This window comes from Streptomyces sp. G7(2002) (assembly GCF_028870195.1).
GTDB classification, from domain to species: Bacteria; Actinomycetota; Actinomycetes; order Streptomycetales; family Streptomycetaceae; genus Streptomyces; species Streptomyces nigrescens.
Genome location: NZ_CP102609.1, coordinates 6297356 through 6321805, shown reverse-complemented (window position 1 = coordinate 6321805; position 24450 = coordinate 6297356). Strand labels below are relative to the sequence as shown.

24 protein-coding genes are annotated in these 24450 nt (G+C 72.4%); 9 read left to right on the top strand and 15 right to left on the bottom strand.

The genetic code is table 11. The features are described from left to right. Nucleotides 1-56: 56 nt before the first annotated feature. Both NUT86_RS26985 and sigE read right to left on the bottom strand, forming a co-directional pair. Complete coding sequence (locus NUT86_RS26985; RefSeq protein ID WP_018089409.1) at nt 57-1016, bottom strand: anti-sigma factor family protein; 960 nt, start codon at nt 1014-1016, stop codon at nt 57-59. Continuing rightward, a complete protein-coding gene (gene sigE / locus NUT86_RS26980) occupies nt 1013-1705 on the bottom strand; it encodes an RNA polymerase sigma factor SigE (RefSeq protein ID WP_266439337.1) in 693 nt (230 codons plus the stop codon). Before sigE ends, NUT86_RS26985 begins: the two co-directional genes overlap by 4 nt. Before the next feature lie 286 nt (nt 1706-1991). Here sigE and NUT86_RS26975 point away from each other — a divergent pair, with 286 nt between their 5' ends. Next, a complete protein-coding gene (locus NUT86_RS26975; RefSeq protein WP_026169593.1) occupies nt 1992-2675 on the top strand; it encodes an O-methyltransferase in 684 nt (227 codons plus the stop codon). Nucleotides 2676-2809: 134 nt separating this feature from the next. Here the strand turns inward: NUT86_RS26975 and NUT86_RS26970 are convergent, their stop codons facing one another. Continuing rightward, nucleotides 2810-2977, bottom strand: coding sequence for a DUF3117 domain-containing protein (locus tag NUT86_RS26970; protein WP_006603288.1), 168 nt, complete (start codon nt 2975-2977; stop codon nt 2810-2812). Between the two features lie 323 nt (nt 2978-3300). Here NUT86_RS26970 and chcB point away from each other — a divergent pair, with 323 nt between their 5' ends. After that, complete coding sequence (chcB, locus tag NUT86_RS26965; protein WP_274737999.1) at nt 3301-4101, top strand: 2-cyclohexenylcarbonyl CoA isomerase; 801 nt, start codon at nt 3301-3303, stop codon at nt 4099-4101. A 52-nt stretch (nt 4102-4153) separates the two neighbouring features. On the opposite strand, the gene NUT86_RS26960 is transcribed toward chcB, so the two are convergent. Further along, on the bottom strand, nt 4154-4759 hold the full coding sequence (locus tag NUT86_RS26960) for a DNA-3-methyladenine glycosylase I (protein ID WP_274737997.1): 606 nt from the start codon (nt 4757-4759) through the stop codon (nt 4154-4156). Beyond that, nucleotides 4756-5205 (bottom strand): DivIVA domain-containing protein, encoded by a 450-nt coding sequence (locus NUT86_RS26955; RefSeq protein ID WP_274737995.1) that lies wholly within the window; start codon nt 5203-5205, stop codon nt 4756-4758. Before NUT86_RS26955 ends, NUT86_RS26960 begins: the two co-directional genes overlap by 4 nt. A 92-nt stretch (nt 5206-5297) precedes the next feature. Here NUT86_RS26955 and folP point away from each other — a divergent pair, with 92 nt between their 5' ends. After that, entirely contained in the window at nt 5298-6158 is an 861-nt protein-coding gene (folP, locus tag NUT86_RS26950) for a dihydropteroate synthase (protein WP_266439332.1), read from the top strand. A gap of 34 nt (nt 6159-6192) precedes the next feature. Here the strand turns inward: folP and NUT86_RS26945 are convergent, their stop codons facing one another. Both NUT86_RS26945 and dapE read right to left on the bottom strand, forming a co-directional pair. After that, a complete protein-coding gene (locus NUT86_RS26945) occupies nt 6193-6942 on the bottom strand; it encodes an LOG family protein (RefSeq protein WP_159486312.1) in 750 nt (249 codons plus the stop codon). Nucleotides 6943-7054: 112 nt separating this feature from the next. Further along, complete coding sequence (gene dapE, locus NUT86_RS26940) at nt 7055-8146, bottom strand: succinyl-diaminopimelate desuccinylase (protein WP_159486314.1); 1092 nt, start codon at nt 8144-8146, stop codon at nt 7055-7057. A gap of 40 nt (nt 8147-8186) precedes the next feature. Here dapE and NUT86_RS26935 point away from each other — a divergent pair, with 40 nt between their 5' ends. Both NUT86_RS26935 and NUT86_RS26930 read left to right on the top strand, forming a co-directional pair. Continuing rightward, nucleotides 8187-9116: a heavy metal transporter gene (locus tag NUT86_RS26935; protein ID WP_274737992.1), complete on the top strand. Its 930-nt coding sequence runs from the start codon at nt 8187-8189 to the stop codon at nt 9114-9116. A gap of 302 nt (nt 9117-9418) precedes the next feature. Then, nucleotides 9419-9880: an ATP-binding protein gene (locus tag NUT86_RS26930; RefSeq protein WP_159486318.1), complete on the top strand. Its 462-nt coding sequence runs from the start codon at nt 9419-9421 to the stop codon at nt 9878-9880. Between the two features lie 72 nt (nt 9881-9952). Here the strand turns inward: NUT86_RS26930 and dapC are convergent, their stop codons facing one another. Then, on the bottom strand, nt 9953-11086 hold the full coding sequence (gene dapC / locus NUT86_RS26925) for a succinyldiaminopimelate transaminase (RefSeq protein ID WP_093637650.1): 1134 nt from the start codon (nt 11084-11086) through the stop codon (nt 9953-9955). A gap of 179 nt (nt 11087-11265) precedes the next feature. Then, nucleotides 11266-11586 (bottom strand): ferredoxin, encoded by a 321-nt coding sequence (gene fdxA / locus NUT86_RS26920; protein WP_018089397.1) that lies wholly within the window; start codon nt 11584-11586, stop codon nt 11266-11268. Between the two features lie 140 nt (nt 11587-11726). Here fdxA and NUT86_RS26915 point away from each other — a divergent pair, with 140 nt between their 5' ends. Both NUT86_RS26915 and NUT86_RS26910 read left to right on the top strand, forming a co-directional pair. Further along, nucleotides 11727-12797 carry a GNAT family N-acetyltransferase gene (locus NUT86_RS26915; RefSeq protein ID WP_274737984.1) on the top strand — a complete coding sequence of 357 codons (1071 nt, stop codon included), beginning with the start codon at nt 11727-11729 and terminating at the stop codon, nt 12795-12797. A gap of 17 nt (nt 12798-12814) precedes the next feature. After that, nucleotides 12815-13675, top strand: a complete 861-nt coding sequence (locus NUT86_RS26910) for a transglutaminase family protein (protein ID WP_159486322.1) — start codon at nt 12815-12817, stop codon at nt 13673-13675. Here NUT86_RS26910 and NUT86_RS26905 read toward each other — a convergent pair. The 5 genes from NUT86_RS26905 to NUT86_RS26885 form a co-directional block, all read right to left on the bottom strand. Continuing rightward, entirely contained in the window at nt 13642-14778 is a 1137-nt protein-coding gene (locus NUT86_RS26905; RefSeq protein WP_159486324.1) for a PP2C family protein-serine/threonine phosphatase, read from the bottom strand. The two genes, NUT86_RS26910 and NUT86_RS26905, sit on opposite strands and share 34 nt — an antisense overlap. Before the next feature lie 156 nt (nt 14779-14934). Continuing rightward, nucleotides 14935-17109: a hypothetical protein gene (locus NUT86_RS26900; protein WP_274737982.1), complete on the bottom strand. Its 2175-nt coding sequence runs from the start codon at nt 17107-17109 to the stop codon at nt 14935-14937. 215 nt (nt 17110-17324) lie between these two features. Further along, the gene (locus NUT86_RS26895; RefSeq protein ID WP_148589694.1) at nt 17325-17852 is read right to left on the bottom strand and encodes a DUF6113 family protein; all 528 of its coding nucleotides are present in this window, start codon (nt 17850-17852) and stop codon (nt 17325-17327) included. Next, complete coding sequence (gene mshB / locus NUT86_RS26890) at nt 17849-18835, bottom strand: N-acetyl-1-D-myo-inositol-2-amino-2-deoxy-alpha-D-glucopyranoside deacetylase (RefSeq protein WP_274737980.1); 987 nt, start codon at nt 18833-18835, stop codon at nt 17849-17851. The genes NUT86_RS26895 and mshB overlap by 4 nt, the downstream gene beginning before the upstream one ends. A gap of 110 nt (nt 18836-18945) precedes the next feature. Further along, nucleotides 18946-19140: a hypothetical protein gene (locus tag NUT86_RS26885; protein ID WP_006603310.1), complete on the bottom strand. Its 195-nt coding sequence runs from the start codon at nt 19138-19140 to the stop codon at nt 18946-18948. Nucleotides 19141-19427: 287 nt separating this feature from the next. On the opposite strand from NUT86_RS26885, the gene NUT86_RS26880 reads away from it, so the two are divergent. Continuing rightward, nucleotides 19428-21617, top strand: a complete 2190-nt coding sequence (locus NUT86_RS26880) for a S9 family peptidase (RefSeq protein WP_274737977.1) — start codon at nt 19428-19430, stop codon at nt 21615-21617. 117 nt (nt 21618-21734) lie between these two features. Here the strand turns inward: NUT86_RS26880 and NUT86_RS26875 are convergent, their stop codons facing one another. Next, entirely contained in the window at nt 21735-22847 is a 1113-nt protein-coding gene (locus NUT86_RS26875) for a hypothetical protein (protein ID WP_274737976.1), read from the bottom strand. A 486-nt stretch (nt 22848-23333) separates the two neighbouring features. Between NUT86_RS26875 and NUT86_RS26870 the strand changes: the two genes are divergently transcribed. Then, nucleotides 23334-24368, top strand: coding sequence for an ABC transporter permease (locus tag NUT86_RS26870; RefSeq protein WP_148589207.1), 1035 nt, complete (start codon nt 23334-23336; stop codon nt 24366-24368). Nucleotides 24369-24450 lie beyond the last annotated feature (82 nt).

Genomic DNA, 24450 nt, shown 5'->3' with positions numbered 1-24450 from the left:
GGTGCGCCGCCCCACAGCGATTCAACCAGTTCCGCGTGGGGCCGCGCAGGGGACGGTCAGTGCCGGGCGGGGGCTCCGCCCTCGGCGGAGGGGGCCGCTGCGACAGCGGAGCCGATCAGCGGGCGCTTGGGCTCCAGCGGCGGGAGCGCCGGCGGGTTCTTGCGCACCGGGGTGTTGCCGGTCACGGCTGTCAGGGGCGCGAAGTGATACGCCGAGGCCGGACCGGTCGCGGCTATCAGCGGCGAGAGGCCGAAGCGCCCGGCCGGTGCGGGCGGTGCCGACGACGCCGACGCATAGGGGCCGGGTGCCGTACTCGGGCCGTACAGGGCCATGGCGCTGGGGGCGGGGGCCAGGGTCGGACCGCCGGACGGCTGCCGACTGCCGGACGAGGGGTTCTGGGCGTGGTACTCCGCGCCGCGGAGCAGGGAACCGCTGTCTGCGGCCGGGGTGGCGCTGAGCGGGGTGACGGCCGTGCCGCCGCCCTCGACGCGTCCGCCGGGCAGGTCGACGGCCGCTTCCAGCGGGAGCGCGCCGCCCAGCGCGAAGGCCGCGAGGGAGACCGCACCGGCCGCCGCGAAGGCGAACCGGCGCCGCTGGGCGGGGCGGTCGGTCTCGGGCAGCCGGAAGCCGCGGCCCCGGGGCTGGACGGGCAGCGCCGCCATGGCATGGCCGGAGTGGCCGCCGGAGGGGACATAGCGGAACGCGCCGCCACCTCTGGCGAAGTCGCCGCGTCCGAGACCGCCGTTGCCGAGCCGGCTGCCGGGACCCTCGGGGTCACCGCCGGGCAGCTGCTGCAGACGCGCCAGCAGGCCCTCGGAGGGGCCGGGGGGCGCCGCCTGGGCGAAGACGTCTTTCAGCCGACGCTGGGCGTCGGCCTCTGCCTTGCATTTGCCGCAGGTCGCAAGATGCGCGAGCACCCGCTCGCGCGCGTCATGCCCCAACTCGCCGTCGACCAGGGCCGCAAGGCGGTCGCCGAGATGCTGCTCGGCGGGGGACGGACCGCCGTTGCCGCTCACGCGATTCCGACCTCCTGCGAGGGCACCACGGCCAGCGAGCGCCGCTGCTCGCGCTCTTCGGCGCGGGTGGCCGGGGCACGGTGCTTGAGGGACTTGCGCAGATGGGAGCGGCCACGGTGGATACGGCTGCGGACCGTGCCGAGCTTGACGCCCAGGGTCGCGGCGATCTCCTCGTAGGACAGGCCCTCGATGTCGCACAGGACGACGGCGGCACGGAACTCGGGCGCCAGGGTGTCCAGCGCCTGCTGCACATCGGCGTCGAAGTGGGTGTCGTTGAAGTGCTGCTGCGGGGAGGGCTCACGGCTGGGGAGCCGCTCGGCGGCATCGTCACCGAGCGCATCGAAGCGAATACGCTGACGGCGCCGGACCATGTCCAGGAAGAGGTTGGTCGTGATGCGGTGCAGCCAGCCCTCGAAGGTGCCGGGGGTGTACGTCGACAGCGAACGGAAGACGCGGACGAACACCTCCTGGGTGAGGTCTTCGGCGTCGTGTTGATTGCCGGTGAGGCGGTAGGCGAGGCGGTAGACCCGTGCACTGTGGGTGCTGACGATCTCCTCCCAGCTGGGCGGGGTCCACGCCTGCGCATCCGCGTCTGCGGCAAAGGTCGCGGTGGTCGCGGAGTCGGCGGTGGGAGCCCCTCCCCTGCCCTTCGGGCCATGGGGGCGGAAACGGTCAGCAGTGTTTGTCACGGATTTCGGCTCGGCGAACGACCTTTTCAAGCGCCTCAGCACCCCTCGGTCACCCGCCGCAGCCGCACCTCCCCTGGTGGCTCTGGTGGTGTCCAGTAGAGCCCCTACCATATCCACCTCGCCCGTTAGCTCCGGATAAGCAGTTTTGACCTGCATTTGGTCCTGCTTCTGGTCGTGGTTCGCGTCTCGCGCGGTCGTCACCGGTGCATCCCCCCGTCATCCCGCTACCCCTCCATAACGCCCGGTCCCATCTGCGGGTTCCCGCACGCAGCGGATACAGTCACGGTTGCGTCAACTACGGGGACAGGAGAGGGCCATTACCGGCAACCGGCAGACGAGCTTGGCATTCGCCGAGGCGTACGGCGCCGGGACCATCGACGACAGCGCCGAGGCCGCCCTGCACTGGTCCCGCGACCGGGCACGGGAAGCCGGTATCCGCACGGTGACCACCGGCACCGGCGCCGCCCTCCGTCTGCTCGCCGCCGCCGTGGACGCCAAGGCGGTCGCCGAGATCGGCACCGGCACCGGCGTGTCGGGCATCTACCTCCTGCACGGCATGCGGCCCGACGGCGTGCTGACCACCGTGGACCTCGAACCCGAGCGGCAGGGGTTCGCCAAGCAGGCGTTCCGCGCCGCGGGCTTCGCCGGCAACCGCGCCCGCTTCATCCCCGGCCGCGCCCTGGACGTACTGCCCCGGCTCGCGGACGGCGGATACGACCTCGTGTACTGCGACGGCGACCTGATGGAGTGCTTGGAGTACCTCGCTGAATCGTTGCGTCTGCTGCGCCCCGGCGGCCTGGTGTGCTTCGAGGGCGTCTTCGCGGACGGCCGTACGGTCGATTCGGCGGTGCAGCCCGCCGAGGTGCTGCGGCTGCGGGAACTGCTGCGGGCCGTGAGGGAGAGCACGACACTCGTGCCGTCCCTGCTGCCGGTCGGCGACGGACTGCTCTGCGCGGTCAAGCGCGGTTGACCCGCCCGGCTCCGGCGTACGAAACGGCCCCGGCACGCGGCGCGCCTTTACTGCGCGCCACGTGCCGGGGCCGGGGTAATTCGGCTGGGGATACCGGGGTCAGCCCCGGGAAACCGCCGGTTGCGCCGCCCTTGTCAGACGGTGACCTTGTCCAGGGCCTCACCCAGGGCCTTGGCTTCGTCGGGGGTCAGCTCGACGACGAGCCGCCCGCCGCCTTCGAGCGGAACACGCATGACGATGCCCCGCCCCTCCTTGGTCACCTCGAGCGGGCCGTCGCCCGTCCGCGGCTTCATGGCCGCCATGCTCGTTCCCCTTCCTGAAACCAGCTCATCTCAGCCGACGGCCCGAATAGGCACGTGTCACCGGCATCGAACACATTGCTTCCAGGCCATTATCCCGCATCGAACGACCCGATGACCAACATCGGGCCGCATCCCTTCGGCAACGCGCTCCCTCAAACCCCCTCAATTCGGAGAGGTGGCTGCAATACTTCTCCGCCCGCCGACCCCCGGCACACCCGCAATCTTTGATGTACGTCACATGCCGATGCCCGATGATCTCCGGCATCCTGAGCGCTGACTGCCGCTGCCGAGCAGTCCGAGCCGCGACGGAGGGGACTCCCACTATGGCCGACACCGTGCTCTATGACGTGACCGACGGACTGGCGACGATCACGCTCAACCGCCCGGACGCGATGAACGCGCTGAACATCGAGGCGAAGGTCCAGCTGCGGGACACCCTCAAGGAGGCCGCCGCCGACCCCGCCGTACGCGCCGTGCTGCTGACCGCCACCGGGCGCGCCTTCTGTGTCGGGCAGGACCTCAAGGAGCACATCGGCCTGCTGGCCGAGGACCGGGCCACCGGCTCCGGGAAGACCATGAACACCGTGCGTGAGCACTACAACCCCATCGTGACGGCGCTGACCGAGATGCCCAAGCCCGTGGTGGCGGGCGTCAACGGAGTGGCCGCGGGCGCCGGCGCGGGCTTCGCGATGGCCGCCGACTACCGCGTGGTCGCCGACTCCGCCTCCTTCAACACCTCCTTCGCGGGTGTCGCGCTGACCGCCGACTCCGGGATGTCCTGGACGCTGCCGCGGCTGATCGGCCGGAGCAGGGCCGCCGATCTGCTGCTCTTCCCGCGCAACATCAGCGCCCAGGAGGCGTACGACCTGGGCATCGCCAACAAGGTCGTACCGGCCGAGGAGCTGGCCGGGGCGGCCGCGGCCGTCGCCCGCCGGCTCGCCCAGGGCCCGACCGCCGCGTATGCCGCGATCAAGGAGTCGCTGGCCTACGGGGCGGGGCACTCGCTCGTCGAGACCCTCGGCAAGGAGGACGAACTGCAGGGCCGGGCCGGGGCGTCGGAGGACCACCGGATCGCGGTCGAGGCGTTCGTGAAGAAGGAGAAGCCGGTCTTCCTGGGGCGCTGACCCGTCCTTGGCCGGCCCCGTCGGCGGTCCGCGTCAGCCGGCCCGCCCGGGGTCAGCCGGCGGCCGCCTCCACTGCCGCCCGGACGTGGCACTCCGCCAGATGGTCGTTGACCAGGCCGCACGCCTGCATCATCGCGTAGGCGGTGGTCGGGCCGACGAAGCGGAAGCCGCGCTTCTTGAGGTCCTTGGCGAGCGCCGTGGACTCCGGGGTCGTCGGCTGGAGATCGCCGACGGTGCGCGGCACCGGCCGGCCGGCCCGGGCGGGGGCGTAGGACCAGACCAGCTCGTCGAGCTCACCGGGGGCCAGCTCGGCGGCGACCTTGGCGTTGTTGATCGTCGCGGCGATCTTGGCGCGGTTGCGGATGATGCCGGGGTCGGTGAGCAGCCGCTCGGCGTCCGCGTCCGTGAACCGCGCCACCTCCGGGATCCGGAAGCCGGCGAACGCGGCGCGGAAGCCGGGGCGGCGGCGCAGGATCGTGATCCAGGAGAGCCCGGACTGGAACGCCTCCAGGCTCATCCGCTCGAAGAGGGCGTCGTCGCCGTGGACCGGCAGGCCCCATTCGGTGTCGTGGTAGGCGCGGTAGTCGGCCATCTGCGCCGACTCCATCCCCCACGGGCAGCGCGGGATGCCGTCCGGTTCCCTCACCACGCCGCTCATGACCGCTCCTCGCCTTCCGGGGTCTTGCCGGGGACCTCGGGTCCGTCAGCGGATTCCCGGTCGCCGGGCCCGGGGGCGGGACCCGCCTCCGGCACCGGCCCGAGCACCGGCGGGCCGTCCTGTATCAGCCCCGGGCCGCCCATGGCGGAGGCATGCGCACCGGCCAGCGCGGCCTCCAGCTCGGCGATCCGGGCGTCCCGCTCGGCGAGTTCGGCGCCGAGGCGGTCCAGGACGTCGTCGACGTCGTTCATGCGGTAGCCACGGACGGTCACCGGAAGGCGGACGGCGTCCACATCGGCGCGGGTCACGGGGCGGTCCTCCGGCAGCGGGTCGTGCAGCCGGTCCGGCTCGGAATCCCACAGCCCCCCACCGTCACCGCCGCCGACGACCACGAGCGTGACCGCGGCCACCACCACGACCATCGCGATCAGCAAGAACCAGAACACGACCAACTCCCCGGACTATGTGCCTGCACTGATCGTGCCATGCGGGTGTGACAGTTAGGGTCGCTCCCGGACCACGGAGAGGGAGTCAGGGAATGCTGCGGCTGGGGAATCGCGAGTTCGGCGCGCACGATGCGGTGATCATGGCGATCGTCAACAGGACGCCGGACTCGTTCTACGACCAGGGCGCCACGTTCCGTGACGAGCCCGCCCTCGCCCGGGTGGAACAGGCGGTGGCCGACGGTGCCGCGATCATCGACATCGGCGGCGTCAAGGCCGGTCCCGGCGAGGAGGTCGGCGCCGAGGAGGAGGCCCGCCGCACGGTCGGGTTCGTCGCCGAGGTCCGCAAGCGCTTCCCCGACGTGGTGATCAGCGTCGACACCTGGCGGCACGAGGTCGGCGAGGCGGTGTGCGAGGCCGGCGCCGATGTGCTCAACGACGCCTGGGGCGGCGTCGATCCGCGGCTCGCGGAGGTCGCGGCGCGCTATGACGTCGGCCTGGTGTGCACCCACGCGGGCGGCGCGGAGCCGCGTACCCGGCCGCACCGGGTGACGTACGACGACGTCATGGACGACATCCTGCGGGTGACGCTCGGACTGGCGGAGCGGGCCGTGGAGTTGGGCGTCCGGCGGGACGCGATCATGATCGATCCGGGGCACGACTTCGGAAAGAACACCCGGCACAGCCTGGAGGCGACCCGCCGGCTGGGCGAGATGAAGGACACGGGCTGGCCGGTGCTGGTCTCGCTGTCCAACAAGGACTTCGTCGGCGAGACGCTCGACAAGCCGGTCAAGGAACGGGTGCTCGGCACCCTGGCGACCACCGCCGTCTCGGCCTGGCTCGGCGCCCAGGTCTACCGCGTCCACGAGGTCGCCGAGACCCGGCAGGTACTGGACATGGTGGCCTCGATCGCCGGCCACCGGCCCCCGGCGGTCGCCCGCCGGGGACTGGCCTGAGGACGGAAACCGTGACCGCCCCGGAGGACCCGCCCTAGATCCCGACCTCCTTGGTCACCAGCGTGATCGCCTCGTCCACGTCGTCGCTGAGGTGGAAGAGCTCCAGATCGTGCATCGACGCCTTGCCCTGGGCGATCAGGGTGTCGCGCAGCCAGTCGACCAGTCCGCTCCAGTAGGCCGTGCCGAACAGCACGATCGGGAAGCGGGTGACCTTGCGGGTCTGGACGAGGGTGAGCGCCTCGAAGAGCTCGTCGAGGGTGCCGAGGCCGCCGGGGAGCACCACGAACCCACGGGCGTACTTCACAAAACACGTCTTACGGACGAAGAAGTACCGGAAGTCGACACCGAGGTTCACATAGTCGTTCATGCCCTGCTCGAAGGGCAGCTCGATGCCCAGGCCCACGGAGGTGCCGCCGGCCTCGTTGGCGCCCTTGTTGGCGGCCTCCATGGCGCCGGGACCGCCACCGGTGATCACCGCGAACCCGGCCTCGACCAGGGCCCGCCCGATCCGCACGGCGGCGTCGTACTCCTTGGAATCACGCGGGGTACGGGCCGAGCCGAAGACGCTGACGGCCGGGCCCAGCTCGGCCAGAGCGCCGAAGCCCTCGACGAACTCCGACTGGATGCGCATCACGCGCCAGGGATCGGTGTGCACCCACTCGGAGGGGCCTTCGGAGTCCAGCAGCCGCTGGTCCGTGGTGCCGGTCTGCACCTGCTCCTGGCGGCGCAGTACGGGACCCAGCCGCTGCTCCTCCGGGACCGGTGCGCCCTCGGGACTGGCCATGTCGTGCTCCCTCCGCTGGCAGATCGTTTGCCGTTTCAGCGTAGATCCGCGGACGTGAAGAGCAGGGGAATTCGACGGGGAGGCGATCGGTCGGCGGCGGGCCCGGGGGACGTCAGGCCGTCAGCCAGGCGCGCAGCCGTTCCTCGCAGTGCAGGATGCGGTCGACCTCGACCCGCTCGTCCTTCTTGTGCGCGAGCAGGGAGTAGCCCGGTCCGTAGTTGACCGCGGGGACGCCCAGGGCGCTGAAGCGCGAGACGTCGGTCCAGCCGAACTTGGGCATCGCGGTGCCGCCGACGGACTCCATGAACGCCTTGGCCGCCGGGTGGGACAGTCCGGGCAGCGCGCCCGGGGAGTGGTCGTCGACGACGAATTCGTCCACCGGGCAGTCCGCGAAGACCTCACGGACGTGGGCCACCGCCTCGTCGGGGGTGCGGTCCGGTGCGTAGCGGAAGTTCACGGTGACCGTGCAGGCGTCCGGGATGACGTTGTTGGCGACGCCGCCCTCGACGCGTACGGCGTTGAGGCCCTCGCGGTATTCGAGGCCGTCGATGACCGGGCGGCGCGGCTCGTAGGCGGCGAGCTTCGCCAGGATCGGGGCGGCGGCGTGGATCGCGTTGGCGCCCATCCAGCTGCGGGCGGAGTGGGCGCGCTCACCGGTGGTGCGCAGCAGGACCCGCAGGGTGCCCTGGCAGCCGCCCTCCACCTGGCCGTCGGAGGGCTCCAGGAGGACGGCGAAGTCGCCGGTGAGCCAGTCGGGGTGGGCGTCGGCGACATGGCCGAGGCCGTTGAGGTGGGCTGCGACCTCTTCGTTGTCGTAGAAGACGAAGGTCAGGTCGCGGTTGGGGGCCGGGACGGTGGCGGCCATCCGCAGCTGGACCGCGACGCCGGACTTCATGTCGCAGGTGCCGCAGCCCCACAGGACGCCGTTCTCGTCCAGCCGGGAGGGGACGTTGTCGGCGATCGGCACGGTGTCGAGGTGTCCGGCGAGCACCACCCGCTCGTCGCGTCCCAGGTGGGTGCGGGCCACGACGTTGTTGCCGTAACGGTCGACGGTCAGGTGCGGGAGCGCGCGCAGGGCGTGCTCGACGGCGTCGGCGAGGTCCTTCTCGTTGCCGCTCTCGGAGGGGAAGTCGACGAGCTGCGCGGTGAGCGCGGCGGCGTCGAGCGACAGGTCGAGGGCGGGGTGGTCTGTGGAGCGCTCCATGGATCCGACCCTATCGGCAGCACTCCAGTACGGTGGGCCCGTGTCAGCCCAGCCCTCAGCCCCCCAGCGCCGCGCCCGTCTGTGGCGTACCGCCGCAGCCGTCGCCGTACTGATCGGACTGGCCGGCTATCTCCTGGTGCAGTACGTGACCGGTGGCCCCGGGGCGCCGCACTGCACGGTGCGCGCCGAGGGCGAGGCGAAGCCCTACGAGCTGTCCCCGGAGCAGGCCGCGAACGCCGCGACGATCTCGGCCGTGGCCTCCTCACGCGGGCTGTCGGAGCGGGCGGTGACCATCGCGCTGGCGACCGCGATGCAGGAGTCGGGGCTGCGCAACATCGACTTCGGTGACCGGGATTCGGTCGGGCTCTTCCAGCAGCGGCCGTCGCAGGACTGGGGCACCGTGAAGCAGATCATGGACCCGGTCTATTCGGCCGGGGAGTTCTACCGGCATCTGGCGAAGGTGCCCGGCTACTCCCGGCTGCCGCTGACGGTCGCCGCGCAGAAGGTGCAGCGCAGCGGCTATCCGCAGGCCTATGCCAAGCACGAGGCGAACGCCGCACGGCTGACCGGGGCGCTCACCGGCCGCGACCAGGACGCGATGACCTGCACCGAGAGCCGCCCGGTGGACGGGACGGCGGGCGGCGCCAAGGCGGTGCGGGAGCGGCTGGTGCGGGAGTTCGGCCCCGAGGTGCTGCCGCGGACAGGCGGCGCCGGTGGCCGCGGTGCGGGCGGCGGGAGCGGCGTGACGATACCGGTGCAGCAGTCCGGTCCCACGGCCGCGGGCGATGCCGGGCGGCGCGGCTGGGAGCTGGCGATGTGGGCGATGGCGCACTCCGCCGAGCTGCGCATCGAACAGATCTCTTACGCCGGCCGGATGTGGACGGCGGACGATGCGGGGAAGGGCTGGCAGCGGAAGCAGGCCGGCTCCGCGGTGGCCGCGCACCACGTTCGTATCATCACCGCGCAATAGTTTGCCCGGTCCCCCGGAAGGGGCACCGCAATCAATTCCCTTTTACGGAACGGGAGTTGGCCGTGCGTGAGGCGAGCACCCGGTCAATTCCCTTGTACGCAAAGGGCTGTGACGTTTCCGCGATCCCCCGCCGCGTGCACATATTGCCCGTCTTTATCCAGGGCCGATTATGTGACGCGTTACCAACTCTTTACCGGAGTTCACCGCAACCTTCGGGGTTCTGACGCGGTAGTCAGTGCGTCCGCCAGGCGGATATGGCACATCTGTCAGAAGTACGAGTCCTTCTCCGTAAAAGGAGCACCATGTCCCTCCCCGTTACGCGTCGGATCGCCCGAGCCGCCCTGCTCGTTGCAGCAGGTGCCGCTCCTGTGGTCGCTGCGGCCGGCTCCGCGAGCGCCGCGGAACTGCCCGCCGCCAAGACACTCGGCGGGCTGACGGCGCCCCTGGACTCCCGGAACACCAGCGAAACCCTCGACCACACCGCGCGCGACGGCGTCGGCCTGGTGAACGCGGCCGGCAGCAAGGCGGCCACGAAGCTCGCCCCGGCGCTCGTCGAGACCGCCGGCCCCGTCGTGAAGAAGGCCATGCCGATCACCCAGGCCGCCGCCGACAAGGCGGAGAGCGTGGCCCGCCCGATCGCCAAGAAGGGCATCTCGACCAGCACGCTGCCGCTCGACGCGGCCAAGGGACTCGTCGGCTCGCCGCAGGGCCTGCTGGCGCCCGCCACGGGCCTGCTCGGCGGTCTGCCGCTCGGCGGCCGCTGACCGTCCCCGTACGACGCGCAGGGGCCCGGGGAGTTCGCTCTCCCCGGGCCCCTGCGCGTGGTCAGCCGCGGCTCACTCCGCCAGCCGGCGCACGGCGGCGGCCACCCGCTCGTCGGTGGCGGTGAAGGCGATCCGTACGAACCGCTCCCCCGCGGTGCCGTAGAACTCGCCGGGGGCGACGAGGATGCCGCGCTTCGCGAGATCGCCGACGGTGTCCCAGCAGGGCTCGTCGCGGGTCGCCCAGAGGTAGAGCGAGGCCTCGCTGTGCTCGATGCGGAAGCCGGCGGCCTCGAAGGCGCCGCGCAGCGCGGTGCGGCGGTGGGCGTAGCGCGCACGCTGCTCGGCGACATGGGCGGTGTCGCCGAGCGCCGCGACGGTGGCTGCCTGGACGGGCGCCGCGATCATCATGCCGCCGTGCTTGCGGATCAGCAGCAGGTCGCCGAGGACCGCGGCGTCGCCGACGAGGAACGCGGAGCGGTAGCCGGCGAGGTTGGAGCGCTTGGAGAGCGAGTGGACGGCGACGAGGCCGTCGTGGGAGCCGCCGCAGATGTCCGGGTGCAGCACGGAGACCGGGTCGGCCTCCCAGCCCAGTTCGAGGTAGCACTCGTCGCTGAAGACCAGGACCCCGTGCTCGCGCGCCCAGGCGACGGTGCGGCGCAGCTCGTCGGCGCTCAGCACCCGGCCGGTGGGGTTGGACGGCGAGTTCAGCCAGAGCAGCTTCAGACCGCTGGGGTCCAGCTCCGTGGGGTCGTCGTAGACGACCGGCTCGGCGCCGGCCAGACGGGCGCCGACCTCGTAGGTCGGGTAGGCCAGCCGTGGGTAGCCGACCTTGTCGCCGGGGCCGAGGCCCAGTTGGGTCGGCAGCCAGGCCACCAACTCCTTGGAGCCGACGACCGGCAGCACATTGGTGTGCTCCAGGCCCTGGGCGCCGAGGCGCTCGGCGGCCCAGCCGGTGAGCGCGTCCCGCAGCTCGGCCGTACCCCACACCGTCGGGTAGCCGGGGCTGTCGGCCGCGGCGGTCAGCGCCTGCTGCACCAGCGCGGGGACCGGGTCCACCGGGGTGCCGACGGACAGGTCGACGATGCCGTCGGTGTGCGCGGCGGCGGTGGCCTTGTACGGCTCCAGGCGGTCCCACGGGAAAACCGGAAGCCGGTCGCGGAGCGAAGCGCGGGGGGATTCGGGCCGGGGAGACGATGCTGCGCCCACGGTGCTCTCTTTCTCGGGTGCTGCGGGGCCGTCGGCGGAAATGCTGCGGTCCCGTACGGCGGCAGGCCGTACGGGACCGGGGCGGCGCCGTGCGACCTCCCGTGGCTGACACTGGGAGGTGCCCCCAACGACATGGGAGCAAGAGGGAGCGGGCAGGCTCCCCCTTGGTCCTCGGGTCGTTACTGGTTCTGCGGCGGCAGCGCCGCGATGAACGGGTGGTCCCGCTCGATCAGGCCGAGCTTGCTGGCGCCACCGGGCGAGCCGAGCTCGTCGAAGAACTCCACATTCGCCTTGTAGTAGTCCTTCCACTCCTCGGGGGTGTCGTCCTCGTAGAAGATCGCCTCGACCGGGCAGACCGGCTCACAGGCGCCACAGTCGACGCATTCGTCCGGGTGGATGTACAAGGACCGGGAGCCCTCGTAGATGCAGTCGACCGGGCACTCCTCGATGCACGCCTTGTCCTTGACGTCGACACAAGGCTGCGCGATGACGTAGGTCACGCTGTCGTTCCTCCTCGGTAGGGCCGGCGGACCGATTGGCAGTACCGCCGCTGGGCGCGCGGGAGCGCGGCGTCGTCGATGCCCGCCATCTAGTATCTCCGTTCCCGGGCGCGAGACGAACAAGAGGGGCGGTTTGAGCGATGGAATTCCTGGCCGGCGGACGCGCGGAGGTCCGTATCACCCGTGCTGACGTGGGCAAAAGGGTATCCGTCCGGCGTCTGACCGGGGGCGGCGCGGGGGTTCCCGCGTTCACCGACGCGGTCGGCGTTCTCACATCCTGGGATCAAGGTGTGCTGAGCATCACATGCCGCAACGGCGAGACCGTACGGATCGAGGAGTCCGCACTGGTGGCCGCCAAGGTCGTTCCCGACCGCCCCGCCGCCCCCCGGCACGGAGCCGCGCGCCCCTCGGGGGAGCCGGGCCGCCGGCGGGGTCCCGCGGCCACCGCCCTGGAGCTCCAGACCGTCGCGGCCCGCGGCTGGCCCGCCGTGGAGACGGCGCGTCTCGGGGAGTGGACGCTGCGGGCCTCCGGAGGATTCACCCGCCGCGCCAATTCCGTCCTGCCGCTCGGCGACCCCGGCGTCCCGCTGGAGACCGCACTGGAGCGGATCGGCCAGTGGTATGACGAGCGCGGTCTGCCGCCGGTGATCGTGGTCGCCACCGGGCGGGAGGACGCCGACGCACGGCTGGACGCGGAGCTGGCGGAGCGCGGCTGGGCCGACGAGCGGCACACCACGGTCCGCATCGCGGCGCTGGCGCCGCTCGCCGACACCGCGGCGGACCTTTCGGGCGTCACCCTGTCGCGGGAGCCCGGCGCGGACTGGCTGGCCCTGTACAACCGGACCGGCGAGGCCGACCCGTCGGCACAGACCACGCGGACCGCCCTGCGGGTGCTGACCGGCGGGCCCTCGGTGTGGTTCGCGACGGTGCACGGCGCGGACGGCGGGACGGCGGCGATCGGGCGGCTGGTCGTCGACGGGCGCTGGGCGGGCTTCGCGGCGCTGGAGGTGGCCCCGGCCGCGCGACGGCGGGGGCTGGCCACGCGGGTGATGGCGGCGCTCGCCGAGCGGGCCCTGGAGGAGGGCGCCTCGGCGGCGTATCTGCAGGTCGAGGCCGACAACGCGGGCGCCCTCGCGTTCTACGACCGGCTCGGCTTCACCGACCACCACGGCTATCACTACCGGCGTGCCCTGCCGGGCGGCCGGCGCTGAACGGGTACCCCACCGATATGCCCCAGGAATCCGAGCCGGAGCGGGAGGACGCCCGCGCCGCACGGCGGCAGCAGTTCGCCGAGGCCGCGCGGGCCGAGCGGCCCGACCTGGCGCTGCTGTGCCTGCTGATCGGCGCCGAGGCCGATCCCGCGCTGGACGAGGCGGGCTGCGACGCGGTCCAGATCGAGCTGGACCGGCTGGCCGGACTGCTCCCGTACTCCCCGGCCGGCGGCCCCGGGGCCTGGGCCCGCAATCTCGCCGAGCTGCTGGGCACCCGGTGCGGCTTCGGCGGCTCGCCCGCCGACTACCGGCGGCTGGAGTCCTCACTGCTGCACGAGGTGCTGCGGCGGCGCCGGGGCCTGCCGATCCTGCTGTCGGTGGTGTGGATGGAGGTGGCGCGGCGGGCCGGTGCCCCGGTGTACGGGGTGGCGCTGCCGGGCCATTTCGTCGTCGGCTTCGGTGACCCCGCCGGCACCCACGTACTGGCCGATCCGTTCGCGGGCGGGCGGCCGCTCACCGACGAGGACGCGGAGCTGCTGGTCGCGGGGGCGACCGGGGAGCCGCTGAGCGCGCGGATGATGACGCCCGCCGATCCGCTGGAGATCGTGCTGCGGATGCTCAACAACATCCGGGCCTGGGCGCAGGCCCGCCCGGAGCACAGTGCGGTGCAGCTGTGGGCACTGGAGCTGTCGCTGCTGCTGCCGAGCCATCCGGCGCGGCTGCGCCATGAGCGTGCCCAACTGCTCGTCGAGCGCGGTGAGTTCCTCGCCGGGGCGGCCGAGCTGGAGGAGTACGCCCGGGTGGTGGAGGCCGTCGAGCCGGCCGGGGCGACCGCGATACGGCGTCAGGCCGCCGCGGCCCGGGCCATGCTCAACTGAGCGTCGGGGGCGGGGCGCGTCCGGCGCCGGACGACCAGCACGGTCGCATCGTCCTTGAGCCGGCCGCCGGTGAAGCTTTCGAGGTCGGCGCGGAGGGTACGGGCCAGCTCGGCGGGCTCCAGGTGGGTCCACCCGGCCAGCCGCTCGGCGAGCGGGTAGAACTCGCCGTCCTTGCCGCGTGCCTCGGTCACCCCGTCCGTGCACAGCACGATCCAGTCGTCGGGCTCGGGGTGTACCCGGACGCTGTGGCGGGGCTCGCCGCTGAGCGCTCCCAGGCCGAGCGGCAGCGCGCCCTCACCCTCCCGGCGCTCGTGGACCTCGCCGTGCCGCACCAGGTAGTACGGGATGTGGCCGCAGGACAGCACCCGGCCCTCCGGCGCGCCGTCCGTGCCGCGCACCTCCATCAGCAGCGCGGTGACGAAGCGCTCGTCGGCGCCCTCCTCGGCCGAGCGGGTGTTGTGGCGGGCCAGCGCCTGCTCCATGCGCTCCGCCACCGATTCCAGTGACTCCTGGTGCTGGGCGGCCTCCCGGAACGCGACCAGTACCTCCAGGCCCGCGCCGATCGCCGGCATGCCCTTGCCCTGCACATCGCCGATCATCAGCCGCAGCCCGTAGGGCGTGTCGCTGACCTCGTAGATGTCCCCGCCGACCCGGGCCCCCTCCTCCGCGGAGACATAGAAGCCGTACGCGTCGACCGCCCCGGCGCTGAGCGGCAACTCGCGCAGCATCGCCCGCTGGACGGTGTCGGCCACCAGGCGCGTCCGGGCGTGCAGCGCCTCCCGCTGCAGCCGGGTGCGGCACAGCACCAGCGAGAAGGCGGCCACCAGGAACACACCGAAGATGCCGACGACCCGGCTGGCCAGGCCCCAGTCGGGCACGGTGAAGATGTCGACGTAGGTCAGGCACACCACGAAGACGGCCGCCACCAGGAGCGTCTGCCGGAACGGGCAGCGCAGCGCGGCGTACAGCGGGGCGATGCCCATGAAGGCCGAGATGTGCAGCTCCGGGCCGGTCGTGGAGTCCAGCACGGTGACGACGAGGATCGCGAGAATCAGCAGCACGGGAGCGAGGCGGCGGCTCTCCGTGGATCGGTCGGCAGCCATAACACTTCCAGCCTGCGGGACTCCGCCGCACGCCGCACCGGGGGCGGCCGGTCCGCTCGCCCCGGACACGGCCGAGAGGCCCCCGGGTGCCTTCTCGGAGTTGCCGAGAAAGCGCCCTGCGGGGCCTCTCACCTGCGGTTTTGCGCTGTGTGGCGGTCAGTTGCCGTCGGTGGCGATGGTCTGGATCCGCTCGGCCGGGCTGGTGCCGAGCAGCGCCTTGCCGACCGCGCCCGCCACCTCCTCGACGCTGACCGGGTGCTTGGAGCCGTCGCCCTTGGTCACCATGACGCCGTTGAAGGTGTCGCCGTAGAGCTTCTTGAGGGCCGGGCGGTCGTAGTACGGCACCAGAGAACCGTTGATGATCTTGAACGACAGGAACTTCGGGATGGACTTCTGCGGGCTGAAGGAGACCGTGTGCGCCGCGTCCGTACGGACCGTCACCAGACCGGACATCGCGGGCTCGGCGAACTGCTTCATCGCCCTGTCCACCGCGGCCTTGCTGACCTGCGGCTGCTGGGTGCCGGCGGCCAGCACCACGGGTGCGTCGCTGCCGGTCGCGGCGCGCTTGCGGTAGGCGTCGGTGACCTTCTTCTTGGACGCGCCCACGTCGATCGCCTTGTGGGGCGAGCCGTAGTGCGGCACCGCCTTGCCGTTCTCGAAGGTGATCCCGCCGTCCTCGGAGGCGCCCCCGGGGCCCGTGGCGTTCTGCAGGGCGATCTGCAGCTTCTCGTCGTCGACGATCACCGCGGGATCGGCCGTGCGGTGCACGCCGAACAGCGAGCCGATGACGGAGACCGGGTTGTAGTCCCGGCCGGCCGCCCTGCGGACCGTCGCCTGCGGGTCGATGTCCAGGCCTGCCCTGGCGGGCTGGAGGGTGGCGGACTTGCCGTCGACGGTGAGCTTGAGCGGCGCGGTGCGGCTGTCCTTGAGCGCCGTCTCCAGCTTCTTGACGGCCTCCTCCTTGGTGGTGCCGCCGATGTCCACACCGAGCGCGGTGGTGCCGTTGGGCACATCGGCGTGGTCGAGCAGCAGCCCCGCGCCGTAGGCGACACCGGCCAGCACCACGACGGCGACACCCACGAGAACGAGCTTGTTACGGCCCTTCTTGGGCGGGTTGATCGGCTCGGGGATCTTGGGCCGCGGCTTGGGGGCGGCGCTGTCGCCCTCACCGGCCGGGACGTTGGCGAACGGCGACGGGGACGACGGCTTCTCGGGCCCGGGGACCTTCGGGATGCCGCTGACCAGCGTGTCGCCGGAGACCCGGTCACGGCCGCCGAGGGCGCCGCCCGGCCCGCCGTCCTGGGGGCCCTTCGTCCCGCGCTTGCCCTTGGGGGCGCCGGGCGCCGTGCCCTTGGGGCCGCCGGGGCCCTTGGGGGCGCCGGGCCGTCCGCCCGTGACGCCGCCGCTGCCGCCGAGGCCGCTGCCGGGTCCGGCGAGCGGGGCCGGCGGCTGCGGGGTGAGCTCCGCGGTGTCGTCGATCCGGGGCGTGCCGCCGGTGGCGGGGTCGCTGAAGCCGGGCGGGAGGTTGAGCGCGGATGTGCCGCGTGCCGGGCCGGTCGTCGGACCGCTCGGACCGCTCGGGCCGCCCGCCGGGGCGTCGAACGGGCTGTGGTCGCGGGCGGGGCCGCCGGGGGTGTCGAACGGCGAACCGCCGCCGGGCGTCGCTCCGTCGAACGGCGAGGCGCCACCGCGCGGACCACCGTCGAACGGCGAACCGCCGCCCGCCCTGGCACCGCCGTCGAACGGCGAGCCGCCCTCCTGCGGGGCCGGGCTGTCGGAGAAGTACGGCAGGTCGGGGCGCTGCGGCGAGGCGGCGCCCGACGGACCGCGCGGCGGGGTCGCACCGCCCGGGGCGGGCGGCACCGCGTGGGAGCCGGTGGACGAGGACGGACCGGCGGACCCGGCCTGCGGCTTGCGCGGCGCGAACCAGTCGCTGGTCTTCTCGGACGGGCCGCCCGCGGGGGCCTCGTCCGCCGGCGCGTCGGGCCGGGGGGTGTTCGCCGTTCGCTCCGCGTTCCGCTCACCGGCGCGGGGGGTGCCCCGGGAACCGGCGGAACCGCCGGAACCAGCCGATCCGTTCATGCCGGACTCCTCACCGACGGGCTTGCGCACGACGACCGGCGGGATGGGGCGCGACCCCGGAATGTTGATCTTGATCCGCGTCGTCAGTGTGGTCTCGGTCTTGGGCTCCTCCGGCTGCGCCGCGGCACCGGGCGCAGGCTTCTCGCCGGCCTCTCCCCTGGGCGAGCCGTACGGCGGCGTCCCGGACGGGTACGCGGCTCCGCCACGGCCCTGGGGGCCGGAGGACGAACTGTCAGATTCACGACTCAAAGCAGGTTCTCCCGGTTGGCTCCGCCGCTCGTCAGAGATGATCCCCGGCCACAGGCCGGGAGGTGCCCCCAGGGCGGCGCGACGGCGCGCACCACCATACTGTCCGCCGCGGGCGGCCACCCGGGGAGCGTACGAACACCGCCGCCCCGGGCGAACCCCCGGGCCCCGGTTCCTTCACCCGGACCCGCACGGCATCCGTCCCGGTATGGACCACGTCATCCGCCAACTCGGCCGTGCCGGACGCCCACAGGGCGCAGCTGCGTCGCGGTGGCGCAGATCACAGCGACCACGATGCCGCCCAGCAGGAAGATGTACGAACCGAGTCCCGCGCCGAAGAGAAAGTCACCTTCCGGCCGGACATTGCTGAGCAGCAGGAACACGGTCACCAGCCAGGCCGCGCCGGGTACCAGCACACCCGCGGAGGTACCGGTCGCCCTGGCGCCCCCGTAGAAGAGGCCGCCGACGCCGCACAGCGCCAGCACCAAACCGCCGGGGAACCAGGCCGCTTGGACCAGCGTTCCGGCGCCCGCCACCAGGACGCCCGCGACCAGAAGCAGCACATATATGGCGACTCGTCCCGCCGTCAGCGGTGCGGTCAGCGCGGGACCGGCCACCGGCGCCACGGGAGCGCCGGACCGTGCACCGGACCCACCGCCCGAGCCCGCCCGCGACCGCTTCCCCTTGCCGGAGGCCGCGCCGCCGTTTCCCTCACCGGCGGTCCCGCCGCCCTTCGCCGTACTCATTCCGCCGCCTCCTCGATCCGGGCACTCTCCTCCATACCCGTCATTTCACCGATACCCGCGAAGAGATCGTCCTCCCGGGCCCCGTCCGCGGCACCCGAGGCGCCGTGCACCAGCCGATAGTGCTCGGTGGCGAACAGCGGCTGGCCCAGGTCGTTGGAGAGCGCGAAGAACGGCCCGTCGACCGCGATCTGGGTGTAGTGCGCCCGCATCGCCGCGGACTTTGCGGCCGCGTACGCGGGAGTGCCGGTGAGGGATGCCGCGACCTCGGAGTCCGGCACCACGCCCGGCACATCGTCGGCCGTGGCCACTCCGGGGAAGCTGTGGCCGGCCGCGCGCAGCCGTGCGAAGCCCTCCTCGACCACGGACCGGGGGTTGCAGTTCCAGTAAATCTTCCCGATCGCATACGCGCGGCCCAGCTCCGGCCGGAAATCCGCCCGCGCGGCGAGCTCGGCACCGCGCATGGCGACGCGGTGCGCCTGGATGTGGTCGGGGTGGCCGTATCCGCCGTCCGGGTCATAGGTGACCAGGACCTGCGGCCTGACCTCGCGGATCACCGCCACCAGCTCGCCGGCCGCCTCGTCGAGCGGGGCCTGCCAGAAGGCGTCGGGGCGGTCGTTCTGGGGAGCGCCCATCATCCCGGAGTCCCGGTAGCGGCCCGGCCCGCCGAGGAAGCGGTGGTCGGTGACGCCCAGGGCCGCCATCGCGGCGGCCAGCTCGCCGGCGCGGTACGGGCCGAGGGTGTCGTCACGGTCCGGGGCGAGATGGGCGAGCCCGGGCGGGATGACCTCGCCCTCGTCGCCGAGGGTGCAGGTCACCAGGGTGACCAGCGCGCCCTCGGCCGCGTACTTGGCCATGGTCACGCCGTTGTTGATCGACTCGTCGTCGGGGTGCGCATGCACCAGCAGCAGCCGCCGGGAAAAGGCGGCGGGCGAGGCGCTCCCCTCGGCGGGTGGCTGCGGGGGACGGGCGGGCTGATCGGTCATGCCGACAGCCTACGAGCCGCCCGGTCCGCCGTCCGCAGGCGATCCCGGCCGCCGTCCGCGCGCCCGCCCGGAGGACGGGTGCGCAGACGGAGGGGCCGGCCGGGGGCTGCTCAGAACTTGATGTTCCCGAGCATGCCGGCGACGTTCGTCGTCAGCTGCTTGATCGTCGGCGCGATGGACGAGCTGGCCAGATAGAAGCCCAGCAGCATGCACACCAAGGCATGCGGGGCCTTCAGTCCAGACTTCTTGACAAGCAAGAAGACGATGATCGCCAGCAGCACCACCGCCGAAATCGAGAGTGCCACGGCGGCTCACCTCCAAGTACTCACGGTCCGGACAGGATTGAGGGTGCCCGGGCCGTACTTCACGCCCCGCGCACCCGGGTATGCCAAGGGCTCTTTACCCCGTACCCACTACGCCCAAGGGATCATAACTTTCCGCGCTAGCGCATAAGTCGGAGCACGGAAGCAGAGCGGGGGCGCACATGATCTTCACGGGTGCGACCAGGGTGAGCCGATCCTCCCCGGGGGCCGGGACGACGGGATTTCGTGCCCCGGCCCTGAGCGGCCGGACAGCCTTTAGGCTCGGGACCATGACCGGACAGCCTTCGTTCCCGCGGCAATACGCCCGTACGCAGCGCTTCACCCTGGGCGCACCGCGCAGCTATGCCCTCTCCCCCGACGGCGCGCGCGTCGCCTTCCTCCGCTCAGGTTCGGGCACCGATCGCAGCCAGCAGTTGTGGGTGCTCGACCTGGAAGAGGGACGGGAGTTCCCGGCCGCGGATCCGCAGGCCCTGCTGGCCGGTGCGGACGAGGAACTCCCCCCGCAGGAGCGGGCCCGCCGCGAGCGCATCCGGGAGAGTTCGGCGGGCATCGTCGGCTATGCGACCGACTCCGCCGTGGAGTTGGCGGCGTTCACGCTCTCCGGCCGGCTGTTCGTCTCCGAGCTGCGCGCCGGCACCACCCGTGAACTCCCGGTCCAGGGACCGGTGGTGGACCCCCGCCCGTCGCCGGACGGCCGGCAGGTGGCCTTCGTGGCGGACGGCCGGCTGCGGGTGGTGGCGGTGGACGGCGCCACCACGACGGACGGGGGCGACGGCGACGCGGCAGCGGCCGGGCCGGCGGACCGGGTGCTGGCCGAGCCCGACGGGCCCGAGGTGACCTGGGGGCTCGCGGAGTTCGTCGCGGCCGAGGAGATGGGGCGCTACCGCGGTTTCTGGTGGTCTCCGGAGAGCGACGCGGTGCTGGCCGCGCGGGTCGACGAGGCGCCGGTGCAGCGCTGGTGGATCTCCGACCCCGCCCATCCGGACCAGGAGCCCGCCCGGGTCGCGTACCCGGCGGCAGGCACCCGCAACGCCGAGGTGACCCTCGCGCTGTTCGGCCTGGACGGCAGTCGCACCGATATCGCCTGGGACACCGAGCGCTACCCCTATCTCGCGCGCGTCCACTGGTCGGCGGCCGGGCCGCCGCTGCTGCTCGTACAGGCCCGTGACCAGCGCGACCAGCGCTATCTGACCGTCGACACCGCGACCGGTGCGACCCGGACGGTGCACGAGGACGAGGACGAGGTGTGGGTCGAGCCGTTCCCCGGGGTGCCGGCCTGGACGCCGGACGGCCGGCTGGTGCGGATCGCGGACGAGGGCGGCGCACGCAAGCTGTTCGTCGGCGACCGCCCGCTGACCGGGGCGCCGCTGCACGTCCGGGCCGTCCTGGACATCGGCGAGGACGACGTCCTGTTCTCCGCGAGCGGCAGGGATCTGCACGACATCGGCGTCTACCGCGCCTGGTTCCGCGGCAGCGGTGACCAGGGTGGCTGGGAGCGGGTGGGCGAACGCCCGTACCCGACGGTGTCGTCCGCGGTGCGCGGCGGTGCGCTGACCGTGCTGTCGCAGGCGTCGCTGGAGCGGCCCGGCACCCAGGTGGAGGTGGTGCGGCTGGATCCCGACGGCGGGGAGAAGACGCTCGCCACGATCGGTTCGTACGCCGAGGAGCCGTCCCTGACCGCCCGCCCCCAGCTGGTGCTGGCCGGTGAACGGGAGATTCCGTGCGCGGTGCTGCTGCCCGGCGGCTATCAGGAGGGCGACGGTCCGCTGCCGGTGCTGCTGGACCCGTACGGCGGTCCGCACGGCCAGCGGGTGGTCGCCGCGCACCATGCCCATCTGACCTCCCAGTGGTTCGCCGACCAGGGGTTCGCGGTGATCGTCGCGGACGGCCGGGGGACCCCGGGCCGCTCCCCCGCATGGGAGAAGGCGATCTCCCGGCGCGTCGCGGAGTACGCGCTGGACGACCAGGTCCACGCCCTCCAGGCACTGGCCGGTTCCTTTCCCCTGGACCTGGAGCGGGTGGCCATCCGCGGCTGGTCCTTCGGCGGTTATCTCGCCGGGCTCGCCGCGCTGCGCCGCCCCGATGTCTTCCACGCGGCGGTGGTGGGCGCGCCGGTGACCGACCTGCGGCTGTACGACACCCACTATCAGGAGCGCTACCTCGGTCACCCGGGCGAGGAACCGGCGGTCTATGCGGAGAACTCGCTGATCACGGACGAGGGGCTGTCCGGAGCGGTGGAGCCGCACCGCCCGATGCTGATCGTGCACGGGCTCGCGGACGACAATGTGGTCGTGGCCCATTCGCTGCGGCTGTCCTCGGCGCTGCTGGCGGCGGGCCGCCCGCACGAGGTGCTGCCGCTGTCCGGAGTGACCCACATGGCATCACAGGACCAGGTGGCCGAAAACCTGCTGCTCCTCCAGGTCGACTTCCTCAAGCGCTCACTGGGAATGCCGTCCTGACCACGGGAATACCCTCCACCCCTGCCCCGTTGTGGCTCCGCAGGGGCACCCGCACCCCCTACGGGATCTGTTCGCCCGCCCCCTGAGAGCCCCCGCCGATCCCCGCCCCCTCCCGTCTCACCAGCCGGGCGGGAGCGTGGACGGCGGGGGCGGGGCGTGCGGCGGCCGCGCCTCGCCCGGGGCGGCGCCGTACGCCAGCACCTCGTCCGCGTCCGGTGCGGCCGCCGGGACACCGGGCCGGGCCGCCGCGATCACCGCGGCCAGCCCGGCGGCCGCCACGAAGGCCGCGGTGCCCACCTCCAACTGGGCCCGGACGGGCAGCGCGGCGAAGCGGCCCAACTCCCCGGTGCGCAGGGCGAAGGCGAGTGCCACGCCACCGTGCACGGACAGCAGGGCCGCGGCGGTCAGCGCCGCCGGCCTGGCCCAGGCCACCCGGCGCAGCGCGGCGGCCACGGCCGCCAGGGCCGACAGCGCAAGCGCCAGCGCCTGCCAGTGCACCGGGGGCTGCAACAGCGCGCGGAAGACGGAGGCGTCGCCGAACAGCCCCTTGCCGTAGGTGTCCCCGCCGAGCTGCGCCCACCAGCGGATCTCCCAGCAGATGACGGCGAGTCCGGCGGCGCCCAGGAGGACGGCGACGGTGACGGCCGGCCCCTTGAACGGCCTGCCGGGCGCCCCGGGTGCCACGTGGTGCGGCACCGCACGGACCACTCCGTACGCCGAGGACGCCGGCTCCGGCAGCCCGCGCGCACCGTGCCCCGCGGGCCCGTCCGGCCGCCGCCCCGCCGCGCTCACCACGATCAGCGCGACCGCCAGGGCGAGTTGCGTCAGGGCGGTCAGCCGTGCCCGCGCCGTGAGACCGCTGTCCAGCCCCTGGAGCCAGCCCGCCCCCAGCATCCACACCAGCGGGGTCCGCAGCAGTGCGGTGGCGGTCGCCAGGGAGAGCAGGGCCCCCGTGGCCACGGACGAGGGGACGGCGGTGCGCAGGGCGGCGACCGCGGCGACGAGCGCGCCGAGCACCAGCAGCGGGTCGAGCGCCGAGGTGGCCCAGGCGGTGAACTCCCGTGGCCTGGGCGTCTCTCCGAGCCAGGCCCACCACACATCCGCGCCGTGCTGGGCGATGGTCAGGTCCCGGATGATCCAGCCCGCACTGAGCAGGGCGAGCAGCAGGCAGATCAGCGCGCCGAGGCCGCGCGCGCCGCGGGTGAGAACGCTGTCCCGCACTGTGGACACGGCTCGCCCCCCGTCCGTGTCGAAGTACGTGAGTCGTTCACGGCGCCCCGCACAGGAGGTGCCCACCGCAGGTCTACTGCAGTCCCGGCCCGGGGACAACAGACCCGGACGGGGCGACGGACGAAACACGGACAAAGCAGCAACCGGCCGGGACGCCGTCTGGCGTCCCGGCCGGTCTACGGCACCCGCACGGCCGTACGTTGTTCATCATGGCGCGTCCGTATATCGGTGTTGCGACAGTGAAGTTGCCTTCATGTTAAAGAAGTTGGTGACGATATGTCTCCCATGCCGCATATCGCGACCCCCTGTCAAGCACGCCTGGGCGTCGATCTGCGCAATCTTCGCTCAAGAAGTAGACGACCTGTTCACGAGCACACCCGATCCCCTTGACTCCGCCATAAATCACTTGCGAAAGTCCGCTCATCCAGCGGTGCGACCAGGTGCCGCTTCACGTTCCAAGAGAACTCGGCGCGGGGGCACTTCGCGATGACTAGTCCATCCCAGACCGCGGCAACCAAGTCCGATACCCCAGGACTTGATTCCAAGGGTCTGAAGAAGACGAAGGACGGCAAGGACGGTGAGCTCGTTGGCCGTTCCCCCGGCCAACTGATGTGGCGGCGCTTCAAGCGCGACCGCACCGGCGTCATCTGCGCTGTCGTGGTGCTGGGTTTCTTCGTCGTGGCCGCGCTCGCCCCGGTGATCGCCAAGCTGTACGGCAAGAATCCCTACACCTTCTACGGCAACGAGGACCCGAGCCTCTTCGACGAGTTCGGTTACCCGATGGGGGCCAACGGCGGTATCTCCGGCGACTTCTGGTTCGGCATCGAACCCGCGCTCGGCCGCGATCTGTTCACGTCCCTGCTCTACGGCATGCGGACGTCCCTGGGCATCTCGGTGGCGGTGACCATCCTGGTCGTCATCACCGGCACCCTCCTGGGCGTCACCGCCGGCTATCTGGGCGGCCGGACCGACTACTGGCTCGGCCGGGTCATCGACTTCCTGCTCGCCTTCCCGAGCCAGCTGACCTTCGTGGCCTTCATGCCCGTGGTCGTGGCGTTCTTCATCCCGCCGGGCGACGAAACCCCCACCTATGTGCGCGTCGTGGCGCTGATCCTGGTGCAGTGGGCGCTGGGGTGGATGGGCCTGGCCCGGCTGCTGCGCGGCCAGGTGCTGTCCCTGCGCGAGCGGGAGTTCGTCGAGGCCGCGAAGATCACCGGGGCCTCCCCCTGGCGCATCATCCGCAAGGAACTGCTGCCCAACGTGGTCACACCGATCCTGGTGCAGGCCACCTACATGCTCCCGCTGTTCGTCACGGCGGAGGCCGGCCTGTCCTTCCTGGGCGTCGGCATCATGGAACCGACCCCGGACTGGGGGCGGCTGTTCCACACGGCCGGCATGGTCTACGAGAACGACCCGACCTTCCTTCTCTTCCCCGGCGCCGCGATGGTGATCTTCGTGCTGTGCTTCAACCTGCTCGGGGACTCGGTCCGGGACGCCTTCGATCCCAAGTCCGGGCGCTGATCGTCCATTTGAGGGGGCAGCTGTCACCCCCGGGCCGGGCTCGTACCGGTTGCGTCAGGCAGCACATCTGGACAACAACCGA

Coding starts and splice junctions, on each gene's coding strand:
- NUT86_RS26970 (WP_006603288.1), bottom strand. CDS start 2,977: ATGGCGGCCATGAAGCCGCGGACGGGCGACGGCCCGCTCGAGGTGACC.
- chcB (WP_274737999.1), top strand. CDS start 3,301: ATGGCCGACACCGTGCTCTATGACGTGACCGACGGACTGGCGACGATC.
- NUT86_RS26960 (WP_274737997.1), bottom strand. CDS start 4,759: ATGAGCGGCGTGGTGAGGGAACCGGACGGCATCCCGCGCTGCCCGTGG.
- folP (WP_266439332.1), top strand. CDS start 5,298: ATGCTGCGGCTGGGGAATCGCGAGTTCGGCGCGCACGATGCGGTGATC.
- NUT86_RS26945 (WP_159486312.1), bottom strand. CDS start 6,942: ATGGCCAGTCCCGAGGGCGCACCGGTCCCGGAGGAGCAGCGGCTGGGT.
- dapE (WP_159486314.1), bottom strand. CDS start 8,146: ATGGAGCGCTCCACAGACCACCCCGCCCTCGACCTGTCGCTCGACGCC.
- NUT86_RS26930 (WP_159486318.1), top strand. CDS start 9,419: ATGTCCCTCCCCGTTACGCGTCGGATCGCCCGAGCCGCCCTGCTCGTT.
- NUT86_RS26915 (WP_274737984.1), top strand. CDS start 11,727: ATGGAATTCCTGGCCGGCGGACGCGCGGAGGTCCGTATCACCCGTGCT.
- NUT86_RS26910 (WP_159486322.1), top strand. CDS start 12,815: ATGCCCCAGGAATCCGAGCCGGAGCGGGAGGACGCCCGCGCCGCACGG.
- NUT86_RS26905 (WP_159486324.1), bottom strand. CDS start 14,778: ATGGCTGCCGACCGATCCACGGAGAGCCGCCGCCTCGCTCCCGTGCTG.
- NUT86_RS26895 (WP_148589694.1), bottom strand. CDS start 17,852: ATGAGTACGGCGAAGGGCGGCGGGACCGCCGGTGAGGGAAACGGCGGC.
- mshB (WP_274737980.1), bottom strand. CDS start 18,835: ATGACCGATCAGCCCGCCCGTCCCCCGCAGCCACCCGCCGAGGGGAGC.
- NUT86_RS26880 (WP_274737977.1), top strand. CDS start 19,428: ATGACCGGACAGCCTTCGTTCCCGCGGCAATACGCCCGTACGCAGCGC.
- NUT86_RS26870 (WP_148589207.1), top strand. CDS start 23,334: ATGACTAGTCCATCCCAGACCGCGGCAACCAAGTCCGATACCCCAGGA.